A 14645-nucleotide genomic window follows, 5' to 3' on the forward strand; every position below is an offset into this window, starting at 1 on the left:
ATTGATACCAATCAATATCCACGATGGGTTTGTATTTAGTATTGACGGGCCTCATGAGTAAAAAAATAAAATTTAATTAATCATGCCGCAATACCCCATAAGGATAGTGATATGAAAAAAATTACCCTCTATGCGACAACGGTTATCACCGTTGGGCTGTTATGTTATTTAGGTTTGTCCGGGTATGTATGGTATTACGACAAACAGCGCAGTAAAAAAAGCGATGTGCAGGCCTCGGTTGTGGGAGAAAATAACAAAATACTGGGTTATTTCAGGGAGAAAGGATGTGATTATTGTCATACGCCTTCTGCTGAATTACCTTTTTATTCCTCTTTTCCGGTGGCAAAGCAGCTAATGGATTACGATATCCAGCTCGGCTACAAATCGTTTAACCTCGAGGCGGTACGGGCCGCCCTGATTGCGGATACGCCGGTGCCGCAAAGCGAACTGAATAAAATTGAATGGGTTATGCAACATCAGACTATGCCGCCAACCCGCTATGTCGCGCTGCACTGGGCGGGGGGCGTCAGCGATAAAGAGCGTACTGATATCCTGAACTGGATAGCCGATCAACGTAAGCGTAACTATGCCAGCGCCGACACCGACGCCGCGCACCGGAATGAACCCGTTCAGCCTATTCCGCGCAATATTCCCGTTGATGCGAAAAAAGTCGACTTAGGTTTCCGCCTTTATCATGATGAACGTTTATCCGGCGACAGCACAATATCCTGTGCGCATTGTCACGCGTTAAATGCGGGGGGTGTCGATGGCAGAAAAACCTCAATTGGCGTTGGCGGTGCGGTAGGACCAATAAATGCGCCGACGGTATTCAATTCCGTATTTAATATCGAACAATTTTGGGATGGTCGTGCTGCAACCCTGCAGGCGCAAGCAGGCGGACCGCCGTTAAATCCTATCGAAATGGCATCTAAATCCTGGGATGAAATTATTAGCAAGCTTGATAAAGATCCTGTCCTGAAAAAAGATTTCCAGGCGGTTTATCCGCGAGGATTTACCGGAGAAAATATTACTGATGCGATCGCCGAATTTGAAAAAACGTTGATAACGCCGGATTCCGCCTTTGATAAATGGCTACGTGGAGATGAAAATGCGCTGACCGCGCAACAGAAACACGGTTATCAATTATTTAAAGAGAATAAATGTGCAACCTGTCACGGCGGTATCATTTTAGGCGGACGCTCTTTTGAACCGTTGGGATTAAAGCGAGACTTTAATTTTGGCGAAATTACCGCAGCGGATATTGGTCGTATGAACGTCACCAAAGAGGTTCGCGATAAATTACGGCAAAAAGTTCCGGGTTTACGCAATGTCGCGTTAACGGCGCCTTATTTCCATCGGGGCGACGTACCGACGCTGGATGGCGCGGTAAAACTGATGCTGCGTTACCAGGTTGGTACCGATCTGCCACAAAACGATATTGATGATATCGTCGCTTTCCTGGAAAGCCTGACCGGTGTTTATACGCCATATCAACCTGAATATGCGCAATGACAATGATGCTTGAAGCCAGAGAACTGCACTGCGAGCGGGACGAGAGGACGCTGTTTCGCGGGCTGTCGTTCACCGTGGATGCCGGGGAGTGGGTGCAGGTCACCGGCGGCAACGGCGCGGGAAAAACCACCCTGCTGCGCCTGCTGACCGGGCTGGCGCGCCCGGACGGCGGGGAGGTGTACTGGCAGGGTAAACCCCTGCGCCACGTGCGCGACAGCTTCCATCAGAGCCTGCTGTGGCTCGGGCACCAGCCGGGGATAAAAACCCGCCTGACGGCGCGGGAGAACCTGCATTTCTTCCACCCCGGCGACGGCGCGCGCCTCCCGGAGGCGCTGGCGCAGGCCGGGCTGGCGGGATTTGAGGACGTGCCGGTCGCTCAGCTCTCGGCCGGGCAGCAGCGCCGGGTGGCGCTGGCCCGCCTGTGGCTGACCCGCGCCGCGCTGTGGGTGCTCGACGAACCGTTCACCGCCATTGACGTTAACGGCGTGGCGCGCCTCACCCGGCGGATGGCGGAGCACACGGCGCAGGGCGGGATGGTCATTCTCACCACCCACCAGCCGCTGCCGGGGGCCGCGGACACCATCCGCCGCCTTGCGCTGACCGGCGGGGGGGCAGGGCTGTGATGTGGCGTGTCTTCTGTCTTGAGCTGCGCGTCGCGTTTCGCCACTGCGCGGACATCGCCAGCCCGCTGTGGTTCTTCCTGATGGTCATCACCCTGTTTCCGTTAAGCATCGGGCCGCAGCCGCAGCTGCTGGCGCGTATCGCGCCGGGCATCATCCAGGTGGCGGCGCTGCTGGCCTCGCTGCTGGCGCTGGAGCGGTTGTTTCGCGACGATGTGCACGACGGCAGCCTTGAGCAGCTGATGCTGCTGCCGGTGCCGCTGCCGGCGGTGGTGCTGGCGAAGGTGCTGGCCCACTGGACGGTGACCGGCCTGCCGCTGATTATTCTCTCCCCGCTGGTGGCGCTGCTGCTGGGGATGGACGTGTACGGCTGGAAAATCATGGCGCTGACGCTGCTGCTGGGCACGCCGGCGCTGGGGTTTCTCGCCGCGCCGGGCGTCGGGCTGACGGCCGGGCTGCGGCGCGGCGGCGTCCTGCTGGGCATACTGGTGCTGCCGCTGGCCATCCCGGTGCTGATTTTTGCCACCGCGGCGATGGACGCGGCGTCGATGCATTTACCCGTTGACGGCTATCTGGCGGTTCTGGGAGCGCTGCTGGCGGGCAGCGCGACGTTAAGCCCGTTCGCCACCGCGGCGGCGCTGCGTATCAGCGTGCAGTAGCGCATTTGCAGGCCGGATAAGGCGCCGGCCGCCGTCCGGCACCACGGACATTTTACTGGTTTCAGGAGGTCAGGTGACGACTATGTGGAAAACCCTTCATCAGCTGGCAGTGCCGCCCCGGCTGTATCAGATTTGCGGCAGGCTCGTGCCGTGGCTGGCGGTGGCCGGTATCATCGCGCTGGCCACGGGCTGGGTCCGGGGCTTTGGTTTCGCCCCGGCGGACTACCAGCAGGGGGAGAGCTACCGCATTATGTATCTGCATGTCCCGGCGGCCATCTGGTCGATGGGTATCTATGCGGCGATGGCGGTGGCGGCGTTTACCGGGCTGGTCTGGCAGATGAAAATGGCCAGCCTTGCCGTCGCGGCGATGGCGCCGGTGGGGGCGGTGTACACCTTCATCGCGCTGGTCACCGGCTCGGCGTGGGGTAAACCGATGTGGGGCACCTGGTGGGTGTGGGACGCGCGCCTGACCTCGGAGCTGGTGCTGCTGTTTCTCTACGCCGGGGTCATCGCCCTGTGGCACGCCTTTGACGACCGCAGAATGGCCGGGCGCGCGGCGGGCATTCTGGTGCTGGTCGGCGTGGTGAACCTGCCGGTTATCCACTATTCCGTCGAGTGGTGGAACACCCTGCACCAGGGCTCGACGCGGATGCAGCAGAGTATCGACCCGGCGATGCGCTCGCCGCTGCGCTGGGCCATCACCGGCTACCTGCTGCTCTTTATGACGCTTTCGCTGATGCGGATGCGCAACCTGATTTTACTCATGGAAAAACGCCGCCCGTGGGTGGGCGAACTGATACTGAAAAGGGGGCGCCGGTGAGAACGGCATTTTCATCGTGGAGCGATTTTTTCGCCATGGGCGGGTACGCCTTTTTTGTCTGGCTGGCGGTGGCGATGACCGTGGTGCCGCTGGCGGCGCTGGCGCTGCACACGGTGCTGCAGCGCCGGGCCATTCTGCGCGGCGTGGCGCAGCAGCGGGCGCGCGAGGCGCGGATGCGTGCCGCACAGGCACAACAGGAGGCCGCGTGAACCAGCGACGCAGAAACCGGTTATGGGTGGCCTGCGCGGTGCTGACGGGTCTGGCGCTGACCACCGCTCTGGTCCTGTACGCGCTGCGCGCGAATATCGACCTGTTCTATACCCCCGGCGAAATTCTCTACGGCAAGCGCGAGACGCAGCAGCTGCCGGAAGTGGGCCAGCGCCTGCGCGTCGGCGGGATGGTGATGCCCGGCAGCGTCAGGCGCGACCCGGACTCGCTGAAGGTGAACTTCAGCCTCTACGACGCTGAAGGTTCGGTGGCGGTGAGCTATGAGGGGATACTGCCGGACCTGTTCCGCGAGGGGCAGGGTGTGGTGGTCCAGGGGGAGCTGGATACGCGCAACCACGTCCTGGCGCAGGAGGTGCTGGCCAAACATGACGAGAACTACACCCCGCCGGAAGTGGAAAAGGCGATGCAGGAAAACCACCGTCGTCCGCAAAGTATCGATAAGGACACCTCATCATGATGCCTGAATACGGCAACGCGCTGCTGTGCCTGGCGCTCGGCGTGGCGCTGCTGCTGTCCGTTTACCCGCTGTGGGGCGCGGCGCGCGGCGACGCGCGGATGATGGCGTCGGCCGGGGTGTTCGCCTGGCTGCTGTTTATCTGCGTGGCGGGTGCGTTTTTCGTGCTGGTGCACGCCTTTGTGGTCAACGACTTCACCGTGGCCTATGTCGCCGGCAACTCGAACACGCAGCTGCCGGTGTGGTACCGGGTGGCCGCCACCTGGGGGGCGCACGAGGGCTCGCTGCTGCTGTGGGTGCTGCTGATGAGCGGCTGGACCCTGGCGGTGGCGGTGTTCAGCCGGCCGGTGCCGGCGGATATCGTGGCCCGGGTGCTGGCGGTGATGGGGATGGTCAGCGCCGGTTTTCTGGTGTTCATCCTGTTCACCTCGAATCCGTTCGCCCGCACGCTGCCGGCCTTCCCGGTGGAGGGGCGCGACCTGAACCCGCTGCTGCAGGACCCCGGACTGATTTTCCACCCGCCGTTGCTGTACATGGGCTATGTCGGCTTCTCGGTGGCCTTCGCCTTCGCCATCGCCGCGCTGCTGGGCGGGCGTCTGGACAGCGCGTTCGCCCGTTTTGCCCGCCCGTGGACGCTGGCGGCGTGGGTGTTCCTGACGCTGGGTATCGTGCTCGGCTCCGCGTGGGCCTACTACGAGCTGGGCTGGGGCGGCTGGTGGTTCTGGGACCCGGTGGAGAACGCCTCCTTTATGCCGTGGCTGGCGGGCACCGCCCTGCTGCACTCGCTGGCGGTCACCGAACAGCGCGCCGGCTTTAAGGCGTGGACGCTGCTGCTGTCCATCTGCGCCTTCTCGCTGTGCCTGCTGGGCACCTTCCTGGTGCGCTCCGGGGTGCTGGTGTCGGTGCATGCCTTCGCCTCCGACCCGGCGCGCGGAATGTTTATCCTCGCCTTTATGGTGCTGGTCACCGGCGGTTCGCTGCTGCTGTTCGCCGTGCGCGGGCACAGGGTGCGTTCGCGGGTGAACAATGCGCTGTGGTCGCGCGAGTCGCTGCTGCTCGGCAACAACGTCCTGCTGATGGCCGCCATGCTGGTGGTGCTGCTGGGCACGCTGCTGCCGCTGGTGCACAAGCAGCTGGGGCTGGGCAGTATTTCGGTGGGGGAGCCGTTCTTTAACACCATGTTCAGCGGGCTGATGGTCCCCTTTGCCCTGCTGCTGGGGGTGGGGCCGCTGGTGCGCTGGGGCCGGGACCGGCCGCGTAAAATCAGAACGCTGCTGCTCACCGCCCTGGTCTCCACCCTGGCACTGTCGGTACTGCTGCCGTGGCTGTTTCAGGACCGCATCGCCGCCATGACGGTGGCCGAAGCCGTACAGCGCGTGTCCCGCGGCGCCAGGATTTCCCTCAGCTACCAGGGGATGGTGGCGGCGCACCTCGGGCTGGCGGTGACGATTACCGGCATCGCCTTCAGCCAGAATTACAGCGTGGAGCGTGACGTGCGGATGCGGGCGGGTGACAGCGTGACCATTCACGACTACCGCTTCACCTTCCGGGAGGTGAGGGACATCACCGGACCCAACTACCGCGGCGGGGTGGCCATCATCGGGGTGACGCGCAACGGGGCGCCGGAGGCGGTGCTGCACGCGGAGAAACGGCTCTACAACACCAGCCGGATGGTGATGACCGAGGCGGCGATTGACGGCGGGCTGACCCGCGACCTGTACGCCGCGCTCGGGGAGGAGCTGGACAACGGCGCGTGGGCCGTGCGTCTGTACTACAAGCCGTTTGTCCGCTGGATATGGGCCGGGGGGCTGCTGATGGCGCTGGGCGGACTGCTGAGTCTGGCGGACCCGCGCTACCGCCGCCCGCGCCGCCCGTCGCCGGAGGCCGTATGAAACGCAACGTACTGTTATTACCGTTACTGATTTTTCTGCTGATTGCCGCGGCGCTGCTGTGGCAACTGGCGCGCAATGCGCAGGGCGATGACCCGACGGCCCTCGAGTCGGCGCTGACCGGGAAGCCGGTGCCGGCGTTCCGCCTGGAGTCGCTGGACCGGCCGGGGCAGTATTACGGGGCCGGGGCGCTGACGCAGGGGAAACCGGTGCTGCTTAACGTCTGGGCCACCTGGTGCCCGACCTGCCGCGCCGAGCATCAGTACCTGAACCGGCTTGCCGCGCAGGGTATCCGGGTGGTGGGACTGAACTATAAGGACGACCGGGCGAAGGCGGTGGCCTGGTTAAACACACTGGGCAACCCGTATGCGCTGAGTTTATCGGACAGCGACGGGATGCTGGGGCTGGACCTGGGCGTGTACGGCGCGCCGGAAACCTTCCTCATCGACGGCAACGGGATTATCCGCTACCGCCATGCGGGCGATTTGAACGCCCGGGTGTGGGAAAGTGAAATGAAACCGCTGTGGGATAAATACAGCCGGGAGGCGGCGCAATGAGATTTTTACCGGGCATGCTGATGCTGGTGCTGATGATGGCCGCGCCGGCGCGGGCGACCACCGACGTGATGCCGTTCAGAAACGAGGCGCAGGAGCAGCAGTTCCGCCAGCTCACGGAGCAGCTGCGCTGCCCGAAATGCCAGAACAACAGCATTGCGGACTCGAACGCGATGATAGCCACCGACATGCGCCGGAAGGTGTATGACCTGATGCAGGAGGGGAAGAGCAGGCAGGAAATCATCGATTACATGGTGGCGCGCTACGGCAACTTCGTCACCTACGACCCGCCGCTGACCCCGCTGACGGTGCTGCTGTGGGTGCTGCCGCTGGCCGCCATCGTGGCGGGCGGCTGGATAATCATCGCCCGCACGCGCCGGCGGGTGCGCCTGCGCCGGGAGCCGCTGCCGGCGGACCCCCCGGCTCCCGGCGCGCGCGCCGGGTGGGGCGTTTACGTGCCGGGGGCCGTCATCGCGCTGGCGGTCAGCGCCGGCGGCTACGCCCTGACCGGCAGTTATCCGCAGGTGAGGGCCTGGCAGCAGGCGACGGCGCAGGCGCCCGGGCTGCTGGACAGGGCGCTGGACCCGGCGGCGCAGCCGCTGAATGAGGAAGAGATGGCGCGGCTGGCGCTGGGGCTGCGCACGCGCCTGCAGCGCGACCCCGGCAACGCCGAAGGCTGGATGATGCTCGGCCGGGCCGGCATGGCGCTGGGCGACGCCGGTACCGCCACAGGGGCGTATGCGAATGCTTACCGTCTGGACCCGGAAAACCGCGGGGCGGCGCTGGGCTACGCGGAGGCGCTGACGCGCTCGTCCGACCCGGAGGATAACCGTCGCGGCGGGGAGCTGCTGCGCCGGCTGGTGAGCCGCGACCACACGGATATCCGGGTGTTAAGCCTGTATGCGTTCAGCGCCTTTGAGCAGGGGCGCTCTGGCGAGGCGGTGGCGGCCTGGGAGATGATGCTGAAGTTACTGCCGGCTGGCGACGCCCGGCGGGCGGTGATTGAGCGCAGTATCCGCCAGGCGCTGGCGCAGGAGAAATAAGCGTGGAAGGTGCCGGATGGCGACGTAAAACGTCTTATCCGGCCTACAGAGTTCATCCTGGCTCGCTAAGCGGTGTCTCCAGCCGTTTCAGGGGTTAGCGATAACGTCTACTGGCAACGTGATCCCGCCGCGAATAAAGAACGCTGAGCATCTGGCGCCAGTGTGCGCATCTTTCCGCTTAACTGCCGCGCCTAAGCCGATAATCGCTACGTCAACATGTTCCGTCGTTCTGTCCACCGTTATTGAAATGGCGATATGCTAAAGCCTGAAAGTGAGGCCCGTGTGAAGTATGATGGCGATCATCGTCTCGTATCAGGACATCCCATGAAACAAATCACCTTTACGCCGCGCCATCACCAGCTTACCAACACCAATACCTGGACGCCTGACAGCCAGTGGCTGGTCTTTGATGTGCGGCCTTCAGGCGCGTCATTTACGGGCGAGACCATTGAGCGTGTCAATGTGCATACCGGCGAAGTGGCGGTGATTTATCGCGCTGCGCAGGGCGCGCATGTCGGCGTGGTGACGGTGCATCCTGCCGACAATCACTATGTGTTTATTCACGGGCCTGAAAACCCTGATGAGACGTGGCATTACGATTTTCATCACCGCCGGGGCGTTATTGCAACGCCGGGGGGCGTGACTAACCTCGATGCGATGGATATTACTGCGCCGTATACTCCCGGCGCGCTGCGCGGCGGCAGCCATGTCCATGTTTTTAGCCCGAACGGTGAGTTAGTGAGTTTTACCTATAATGACCACGTTCTGCATGAGCGCGATCCGGCGCTGGATCTGCGCAATGTCGGCGTGGCCGCGCCGTATGGGCCGGTAACGGTGTCGGTTCAGCATCCGCGCGAATACAGCGGTAGTCACTGGTGCGTGCTGGTTAGCCGCACGACGCCTGCGCCGAGACCGGGCAGCGACGATATTAATCGGGCCTATGAAGAGGGCTGGGTGGGCAACCGCCAGATTGCCTTTATCGGCGATACGCTGTCGCTGACGGGCGAAAAAGTCCCAGAGCTGTTTATTGTCGATTTACCGTGTAATGAAAACGGCTGGAAACAGGCAGGCGACACGCCGCTGACGGGAACCGAATCAACTATGCCATCGCCGCCGTTGGGTGTGGTTCAGCGGCGTCTTACCTTTACTCACCAGCGTGTTTACCCTGGACTCACTAACGAACCGCGCCACTGGGTCCGCAGTAATCCGCAGGCGACGGCGATCGCCTTTTTGATGCGGGACGACAACGGCGTAGCGCAACTGTGGCTGATGTCGCCGCAGGGAGGCGAACCCCGGCAGTTAACGCATCATGCGACCGGCGTGCAGTCAGCGTTTAACTGGCATCCGTCGGGTAAATGGCTGGGGCTGGTGCTGGAAAATCGGCTAGCCTGCTGCGACGCACAGAGTGGGAAGATCGACTTTTTAACCGCCAGGCACGACAACCCGCCTTCTGCGGACGCTGTCGTTTTTTCACCGGATGGGCGACACGTCGCATGGATGGAAGAGGTGAAAGGATTCCGTCAGCTATGGGTGACGGAAACCGGGCGATAAATCAGGGAGAGGGCATCTTCGCGGGTGGGATGACGGCATTGGTCATTTTCGTCTCCTCCTCGCTTTTCTCTACGCGCGATCTTACCGAACTGTCTTTGCGGAAGATATCCCACGGCAGAAGAATCGTATCCATCACGGCGGTAAACGGCATATCCAGGATGGCCAACGATTTTGTGCCCCAGTTTGTCTCATCGTTACCGATCATCGTAGCGCTGGCGCGCGTGCCAGGATAAGTGCCTTCTTTACCGCCGGTGTGCGACATGACGCTTGAACAACCGACTAATAAAAGTATCCCATTACATAGTATCAGCGTTAACAACACGTTTTTTATCATCACTCATTCATCTGTTGGTTGTCGGTATTTGCATGATGAGTTATAGCGATCCGTTGCTAAAAATAACATCACCAGGACGTGGCACTGTGGCGGTCATCGCACTTTAACAATCAGTGCTGTCCCAACCAGTCTATGCAATAGCCAATAAACTGCAAAAAAAAGTCGGATTAAAATACTTGAAAAGTACGTATTCAGACCCATTTTTAAGACGTAGTGAATAGTAAGGACACGCCTGATGGGTGTTCTGGCAATTCTGGCCTGTCCATGATGGAAGGTCTGACATTCTCGCTGATTTCAGGAGCTAATGATTATGCGTAACTTTGATTTATCCCCGCTGTACCGTTCTGCCATTGGTTTTGACCGTCTGTTTAACCTGCTTGAAAATAACCAGAGCCAAAGTAATGGCGGCTATCCTCCGTACAACGTTGAGCTGGTAGACGAAAACCACTACCGCATCGCCATTGCCGTTGCCGGTTTTGCTGAAAGCGAACTGGACATTACCGCCCAGGATAATTTACTGGTGGTAAAAGGCGCTCATGCGGACGACCAGAAAGAACGTACTTATCTGTATCAGGGCATTGCCGAGCGTAACTTTGAACGTAAGTTCCAGTTAGCGGAGAACATTCACGTTCGCGGCGCAAACCTGGTCAACGGGCTGCTGTATATCGAACTGGAGCGCGTGATTCCGGAAGCGAACAAACCGCGCCGTATCGAAATTAACTGATTCCGTCGGGTCGCGTTGTGCGGCCTGTCATCCCATGCTCGCCGTCAGGGAGCATATGCACACGTGAAGTGTGAAGGTAAAACTCGCTTCTTAGAAGGAGAAATGATTATGCGTAACTACGATTTATCCCCATTGCTGCGTCAATGGATCGGTTTTGACAAGCTGGCCAATGCGCTGCAAAACAGCGGTGAAAGCCAGAGCTTCCCGCCCTATAACATCGAAAAAAGCGACGATAACCACTATCGCATCACCCTGGCGTTAGCCGGTTTCCGTCAGGAAGATCTGGATATTCAACTGGAAGGCACGCGGCTGACGGTGAAAGGCACGCCGGAACAGCCGGAAAAAGAGCCGAAATGGTTACATCAGGGCCTGGTCATGCAGCCTTTTAGCCTGAGCTTTACGCTGGCTGAAAATATGGAAGTTTCCGGCGCGACGTTTACCAACGGCCTGCTGCATGTTGATTTAACCCGCAATGAGCCGGAAACTATTCCGCCGCAGCGTATCGCCATTAACGAACACTCCGCATTAAATAGCTAATGAGCTCCTTGCCTTGCCCCGCCAGAGATGGTGGGGCTTTTTTGTGCCACGCAAATGGAAGAAAAACTGCGAAGAGATTCCGTTCATACAAAACAGCAGGCCATACCAGGAGCTACAGCATATACCCATCTCGTCGGTCGGATAAGACGCCACGCGTCGCCATCCGGCATATCATCGCCTGATGGCGCTGCGCTATCAGCCCTTAAGAAAAAGGGTAAAATGTTGCCGAAGTAAGGACGCCTGGGCTGTTTTGTAACATGAGAATGTGCGCCATGCTGTATATATGCCTTAACGCTTCAGTCATAATCCCTATAAATTGAAATGTTACTCACAGGGAAGAGAAGATGAGTGATATCGCATTGACGGTCAGCGTTCTGGCGCTGGTGGCGGTTGTCGGGTTATGGATCGGCAACATCAAAGTGCGCGGTGTAGGCTTTGGTATTGGCGGCGTTCTGTTCGGCGGTATTATCGTCGGTCACTTTGTCGATCAGGCAGGGATGACGCTGAGTGGCGATATGCTGCACTTTATCCAGGAATTCGGCCTGATCCTTTTTGTTTATACCATCGGAATACAGGTGGGGCCGGGGTTTTTCGCCTCGCTGCGTGTTTCCGGGCTGCGTCTCAATCTGTTTGCTGTTCTGATTGTGATTATGGGCGGGTTGGTCACCGCGATTCTGCATAAAATTTTCGCTATTCCGTTGCCGGTGGTGCTGGGGATTTTCTCCGGCGCAGTCACCAATACGCCTGCGTTAGGGGCGGGTCAGCAAATCCTGCGCGATCTGGGAACGCCAATGGATCTGGTGGATCAGATGGGGATGAGCTATGCGATGGCGTATCCGTTTGGCATCTGCGGTATTTTGCTCACTATGTGGCTGATGCGGCTGATTTTTCGCGTTAACGTCGAGGCGGAGGCGCAGAAGCACGAATCCTCTCTCGCTAACGGTCATTCATTGATTCAAACAATGAATATCCGTGTCGAGAACCCAAACCTCAATAATATGGCTATCCAGGATGTGCCGATCCTGAACAGCGATAAAATCATTTGCTCACGCCTGAAACGCGACGACACGCTGATGGTGCCGTCGCCGGGAACGATTATCCAGTCGGGCGACCTGCTGCACCTCGTCGGTCAATCTGCTGACTTGCATAACGCGCAACTGGTGATCGGTAAGGAAGTGGACACCTCGTTGTCGACGCGCGGCACGGATTTACGCGTCGAGCGTGTGGTCGTCACCAACGAAAAAGTGCTCGGCAAACGTATCCGCGATTTGCACTTTAAAGAGCGTTATGACGTGGTTATCTCCCGCCTTAACCGCGCGGGCGTTGAGCTGGTCGCCAGCAGCGACGCCAGCCTGCAGTTTGGCGACATTCTTAATCTGGTAGGGCGTCCTGCCTCGATTGATGCGGTAGCCAATGTGGTCGGCAACGCGCAGCAAAAACTCCAGCAGGTGCAGATGCTGCCGGTGTTTATCGGCATTGGATTAGGGGTTCTGCTTGGATCAATTCCGTTGTTTGTGCCAGGATTCCCGGTCGCGTTAAAACTGGGGCTGGCCGGCGGACCGCTGATCATGGCGCTAATTTTGGGGCGTATCGGCAGCATCGGTAAGCTGTACTGGTTTATGCCGCCGAGCGCCAACCTCGCGTTGCGTGAGTTAGGCATCGTTTTGTTTCTGGCGGTCGTTGGGCTGAAATCCGGCGGCGATTTTGTCGATACGCTGACGCAGGGCGAAGGATTAAGCTGGATTGGTTACGGTATTTTCATCACCGCTATTCCGCTGATTACCGTCGGTTTACTGGCGCGAATTTTTGCCAAAATGAACTATCTGACGCTATGCGGGATGCTGGCCGGTTCGATGACCGATCCGCCAGCGCTGGCATTTGCCAACAATCTTCATGCCACCAGCGGCGCGGCGGCGCTTTCTTACGCGACCGTCTATCCGTTAGTGATGTTCCTGCGTATTATTACGCCACAACTGCTGGCGGTGATTTTCTGGGGAATGGGTTAGCGCCTGATGGCGTGTTGCTTATCCGGCCTACGTTCTGTGTCAAATCCAGGCCGGATAACGCTCTCCGCCAACGCGCCAGTCACACTTCTGCACTTCTTCTTATACCTCTCCTCAATAAACGCGCTAATCAGCGTAATGGCAACAAGAATAATTCCAATTTATTTCAGTTGGTTAAAAATATTTATCGCGTTTTTTTTCATCGCGATGGGTGGTTTTTCACCTTTTAATCCGGCAATAATGCCTTTCCTGGCGGTGGCGTTGAAAAAGGTCGCAACTGAAATGAAAAATAGCGGGAATGAGCGTGGTTGCACCGAAACGTATTGCCAGTGGACTACATTTATTTTGCCATAAGATTCCCTTGCTGCGGGATAATGTGAAGCATATCAGCAACAACGTGAGTGGTATTCTGAAAACGAACGGGGATACATAATAACGCAAAAGGAGTCGTCATGAAGATTTCCCGCCTCGGAGAAGCGCCGGATTACCGCTTCTCACTGGCAAATGAGCGTACCTTTCTGGCGTGGATTCGCACCTCGCTGGGATTTCTGGCGGCAGGCGTCGCTCTTGACCAACTCGCCCCAGATTTTGCCACGCCGGTGATCCGTGAACTGTTGGCGCTATTGCTATGTCTGTTTGCGGGCGGCCTGGCGATTTATGGCTATCTGCGTTGGCTGCGTAATGAAAAAGCGATGCGTCTGAAAGAGGATTTGCCCTATACCCATAGCCTGTTGATCATTAGCGTTATTTTGATGGTTGTCGCGGTGATTGTGATGGGGCTGGTACTGTATGCCGGATAATCGTAAAGCCCGTCGGCAGAACGATCCGGGGCTGCAACCGGAACGTACCTCGCTGGCCTGGTTTCGTACGCTGCTGGGATACGGGGCGTTAATGGCGTTAGCCGTCAGGCACCACTGGCATCAGGCGGGATTCCTGTTCTGGGTGTCAATCAGCGTTCTGGCGATAGTGGCGGTGATTCTTTGGCGTTATACCCTGAGTCGTAATTTGATGGATGTCGCGCATAGCGATTTTTCCGAAACTCATGTCGTGCGTGACAAATTTTTGATCTCCCTCGCGGTGCTGTCGCTCGCAATCCTGTTTGCTGTTACCCATATTCGCCAACTTATTGCATTTATCGGGGATTTTATATGACAGGACGTCAGGACATTGTCGTGAGTAATGACCAGATTCAGGTCGTCGTAAATCGCCAGAATAGCCGGCAACCTCAGCAACTGTACCGTAATTTACAGCGGCTCGGCATTCACAATGTCCATTTTATCCCATTGTTGGAACATGACCGGAACGGAATGTTGACCGAGGATTCATTGTGTTCAGCGGAATGGGGCCAGTTTTTAAATAGTGTCTTTGATATCTGGGTACGTGAAGATATTCAGCGTATCTCGGTCCGTCTTTTTGATGAGACGTTACGGCAGTGGTGCGGCGGCAGGGATGGCGCTGAAGCGCCGGACACGGCGCAGTTAAGCGCTGAATGTCAGAAGTGCTCTGTATTGCGATTTTGCGGCGGCGGATGCCCTGAGCACCGGGATAGTCAGGGGAAAAATCGGCTTTGCGAGGGTTATCAGGCCTTTTTTCACTATTCCTCGCCGCATATGCGGGTGATGCGGGATTTACTGAAGCAGCATCGTTCACCGGAGGAGTTGATGGCGATGCTGCGTTGACTAATGTGCCGGATGGCGCTGCCGTCTTTCCGGCACTG

The 14645-nt window shown here is 58.5% G+C and carries 18 protein-coding genes and 1 other annotated feature; of the genes, 17 read left to right on the forward strand and 1 reads right to left on the reverse strand.

All coding sequences use genetic code 11. The features are described from left to right. Positions 1 to 111: 111 nt before the first annotated feature. From ACE15A_RS00100 to ACE15A_RS00145, 10 genes are all read left to right on the forward strand, one after another. Positions 112 to 1512, forward strand: a complete 1401-nt coding sequence (locus ACE15A_RS00100) for a cytochrome-c peroxidase (protein ID WP_053511024.1) — start codon at positions 112 to 114, stop codon at positions 1510 to 1512. 5 nt (positions 1513 to 1517) lie between these two features. After that, on the forward strand, positions 1518 to 2135 hold the full coding sequence (gene ccmA / locus ACE15A_RS00105) for a cytochrome c biogenesis heme-transporting ATPase CcmA (protein ID WP_053511209.1): 618 nt from the start codon (positions 1518 to 1520) through the stop codon (positions 2133 to 2135). Beyond that, positions 2132 to 2791 carry a heme exporter protein CcmB gene (ccmB, locus tag ACE15A_RS00110; RefSeq protein WP_053511207.1) on the forward strand — a complete coding sequence of 220 codons (660 nt, stop codon included), beginning with the start codon at positions 2132 to 2134 and terminating at the stop codon, positions 2789 to 2791. Before ccmA ends, ccmB begins: the two co-directional genes overlap by 4 nt. 82 nt (positions 2792 to 2873) lie before the next feature. After that, positions 2874 to 3611 (forward strand): heme ABC transporter permease, encoded by a 738-nt coding sequence (locus ACE15A_RS00115; RefSeq protein WP_053511205.1) that lies wholly within the window; start codon positions 2874 to 2876, stop codon positions 3609 to 3611. Next, complete coding sequence (gene ccmD / locus ACE15A_RS00120) at positions 3608 to 3820, forward strand: heme exporter protein CcmD (protein ID WP_023247223.1); 213 nt, start codon at positions 3608 to 3610, stop codon at positions 3818 to 3820. Before ACE15A_RS00115 ends, ccmD begins: the two co-directional genes overlap by 4 nt. Further along, a complete protein-coding gene (gene ccmE / locus ACE15A_RS00125; RefSeq protein WP_053511203.1) occupies positions 3817 to 4296 on the forward strand; it encodes a cytochrome c maturation protein CcmE in 480 nt (159 codons plus the stop codon). Before ccmD ends, ccmE begins: the two co-directional genes overlap by 4 nt. Continuing rightward, positions 4293 to 6185, forward strand: a complete 1893-nt coding sequence (locus ACE15A_RS00130; RefSeq protein WP_380912213.1) for a heme lyase CcmF/NrfE family subunit — start codon at positions 4293 to 4295, stop codon at positions 6183 to 6185. The genes ccmE and ACE15A_RS00130 overlap by 4 nt, the downstream gene beginning before the upstream one ends. After that, positions 6182 to 6739: a thiol:disulfide interchange protein DsbE gene (gene dsbE / locus ACE15A_RS00135; protein ID WP_023247226.1), complete on the forward strand. Its 558-nt coding sequence runs from the start codon at positions 6182 to 6184 to the stop codon at positions 6737 to 6739. The genes ACE15A_RS00130 and dsbE overlap by 4 nt, the downstream gene beginning before the upstream one ends. Beyond that, a complete protein-coding gene (locus ACE15A_RS00140; RefSeq protein WP_080170540.1) occupies positions 6736 to 7779 on the forward strand; it encodes a cytochrome c-type biogenesis protein CcmH in 1044 nt (347 codons plus the stop codon). The genes dsbE and ACE15A_RS00140 overlap by 4 nt, the downstream gene beginning before the upstream one ends. A gap of 324 nt (positions 7780 to 8103) precedes the next feature. Further along, a complete protein-coding gene (locus ACE15A_RS00145) occupies positions 8104 to 9330 on the forward strand; it encodes a DUF3748 domain-containing protein (protein ID WP_023247228.1) in 1227 nt (408 codons plus the stop codon). Between the two features lies 1 nt (position 9331). Here the strand turns inward: ACE15A_RS00145 and ACE15A_RS00150 are convergent, their stop codons facing one another. Further along, positions 9332 to 9664 carry a YceK/YidQ family lipoprotein gene (locus ACE15A_RS00150; RefSeq protein WP_023247229.1) on the reverse strand — a complete coding sequence of 111 codons (333 nt, stop codon included), beginning with the start codon at positions 9662 to 9664 and terminating at the stop codon, positions 9332 to 9334. A gap of 243 nt (positions 9665 to 9907) precedes the next feature. Then, positions 9908 to 9981 (forward strand) — a sequence feature (ROSE (Repression Of Heat Shock gene Expression) occurs in the 5'-region of heat shock genes and acts as an RNA thermometer to modulate expression.). Between ACE15A_RS00150 and ibpA the strand changes: the two genes are divergently transcribed. From ibpA to ACE15A_RS00185, 7 genes are all read left to right on the forward strand, one after another. After that, positions 9975 to 10388: a small heat shock chaperone IbpA gene (gene ibpA / locus ACE15A_RS00155; RefSeq protein ID WP_023186035.1), complete on the forward strand. Its 414-nt coding sequence runs from the start codon at positions 9975 to 9977 to the stop codon at positions 10386 to 10388. It overlaps the preceding feature by 7 nt. 108 nt (positions 10389 to 10496) lie before the next feature. Then, positions 10497 to 10925, forward strand: coding sequence for a small heat shock chaperone IbpB (gene ibpB, locus ACE15A_RS00160; protein WP_023247230.1), 429 nt, complete (start codon positions 10497 to 10499; stop codon positions 10923 to 10925). Between the two features lie 344 nt (positions 10926 to 11269). After that, positions 11270 to 12931, forward strand: a complete 1662-nt coding sequence (locus ACE15A_RS00165) for a putative transporter (RefSeq protein WP_053509257.1) — start codon at positions 11270 to 11272, stop codon at positions 12929 to 12931. A gap of 36 nt (positions 12932 to 12967) precedes the next feature. Next, positions 12968 to 13282, forward strand: coding sequence for a hypothetical protein (locus ACE15A_RS00170; protein ID WP_164984558.1), 315 nt, complete (start codon positions 12968 to 12970; stop codon positions 13280 to 13282). Positions 13283 to 13380: 98 nt separating this feature from the next. Then, positions 13381 to 13728 (forward strand): YidH family protein, encoded by a 348-nt coding sequence (locus ACE15A_RS00175; RefSeq protein ID WP_023247234.1) that lies wholly within the window; start codon positions 13381 to 13383, stop codon positions 13726 to 13728. After that, the gene (locus ACE15A_RS00180) at positions 13718 to 14080 is read left to right on the forward strand and encodes a DUF202 domain-containing protein (protein ID WP_023247235.1); all 363 of its coding nucleotides are present in this window, start codon (positions 13718 to 13720) and stop codon (positions 14078 to 14080) included. The genes ACE15A_RS00175 and ACE15A_RS00180 overlap by 11 nt, the downstream gene beginning before the upstream one ends. Beyond that, positions 14077 to 14607, forward strand: coding sequence for a radical SAM protein (locus tag ACE15A_RS00185; protein WP_053509260.1), 531 nt, complete (start codon positions 14077 to 14079; stop codon positions 14605 to 14607). The genes ACE15A_RS00180 and ACE15A_RS00185 overlap by 4 nt, the downstream gene beginning before the upstream one ends. The last annotated feature ends 38 nt before the right edge of the window (positions 14608 to 14645 follow it).

Source organism: Salmonella sp. HY31, from assembly GCF_042604575.1.
Lineage (GTDB): Bacteria > Pseudomonadota > Gammaproteobacteria > Enterobacterales > Enterobacteriaceae > Salmonella > Salmonella diarizonae.

Coding starts and splice junctions, on each gene's coding strand:
- ACE15A_RS00100 (WP_053511024.1), top strand. CDS start 112: ATGAAAAAAATTACCCTCTATGCGACAACGGTTATCACCGTTGGGCTG.
- ccmA (WP_053511209.1), top strand. CDS start 1,518: ATGCTTGAAGCCAGAGAACTGCACTGCGAGCGGGACGAGAGGACGCTG.
- ACE15A_RS00115 (WP_053511205.1), top strand. CDS start 2,874: ATGTGGAAAACCCTTCATCAGCTGGCAGTGCCGCCCCGGCTGTATCAG.
- ACE15A_RS00130 (WP_380912213.1), top strand. CDS start 4,293: ATGATGCCTGAATACGGCAACGCGCTGCTGTGCCTGGCGCTCGGCGTG.
- dsbE (WP_023247226.1), top strand. CDS start 6,182: ATGAAACGCAACGTACTGTTATTACCGTTACTGATTTTTCTGCTGATT.
- ACE15A_RS00140 (WP_080170540.1), top strand. CDS start 6,736: ATGAGATTTTTACCGGGCATGCTGATGCTGGTGCTGATGATGGCCGCG.
- ACE15A_RS00145 (WP_023247228.1), top strand. CDS start 8,104: ATGAAACAAATCACCTTTACGCCGCGCCATCACCAGCTTACCAACACC.
- ACE15A_RS00150 (WP_023247229.1), bottom strand. CDS start 9,664: ATGATAAAAAACGTGTTGTTAACGCTGATACTATGTAATGGGATACTT.
- ibpA (WP_023186035.1), top strand. CDS start 9,975: ATGCGTAACTTTGATTTATCCCCGCTGTACCGTTCTGCCATTGGTTTT.
- ibpB (WP_023247230.1), top strand. CDS start 10,497: ATGCGTAACTACGATTTATCCCCATTGCTGCGTCAATGGATCGGTTTT.
- ACE15A_RS00165 (WP_053509257.1), top strand. CDS start 11,270: ATGAGTGATATCGCATTGACGGTCAGCGTTCTGGCGCTGGTGGCGGTT.
- ACE15A_RS00175 (WP_023247234.1), top strand. CDS start 13,381: ATGAAGATTTCCCGCCTCGGAGAAGCGCCGGATTACCGCTTCTCACTG.
- ACE15A_RS00180 (WP_023247235.1), top strand. CDS start 13,718: ATGCCGGATAATCGTAAAGCCCGTCGGCAGAACGATCCGGGGCTGCAA.
- ACE15A_RS00185 (WP_053509260.1), top strand. CDS start 14,077: ATGACAGGACGTCAGGACATTGTCGTGAGTAATGACCAGATTCAGGTC.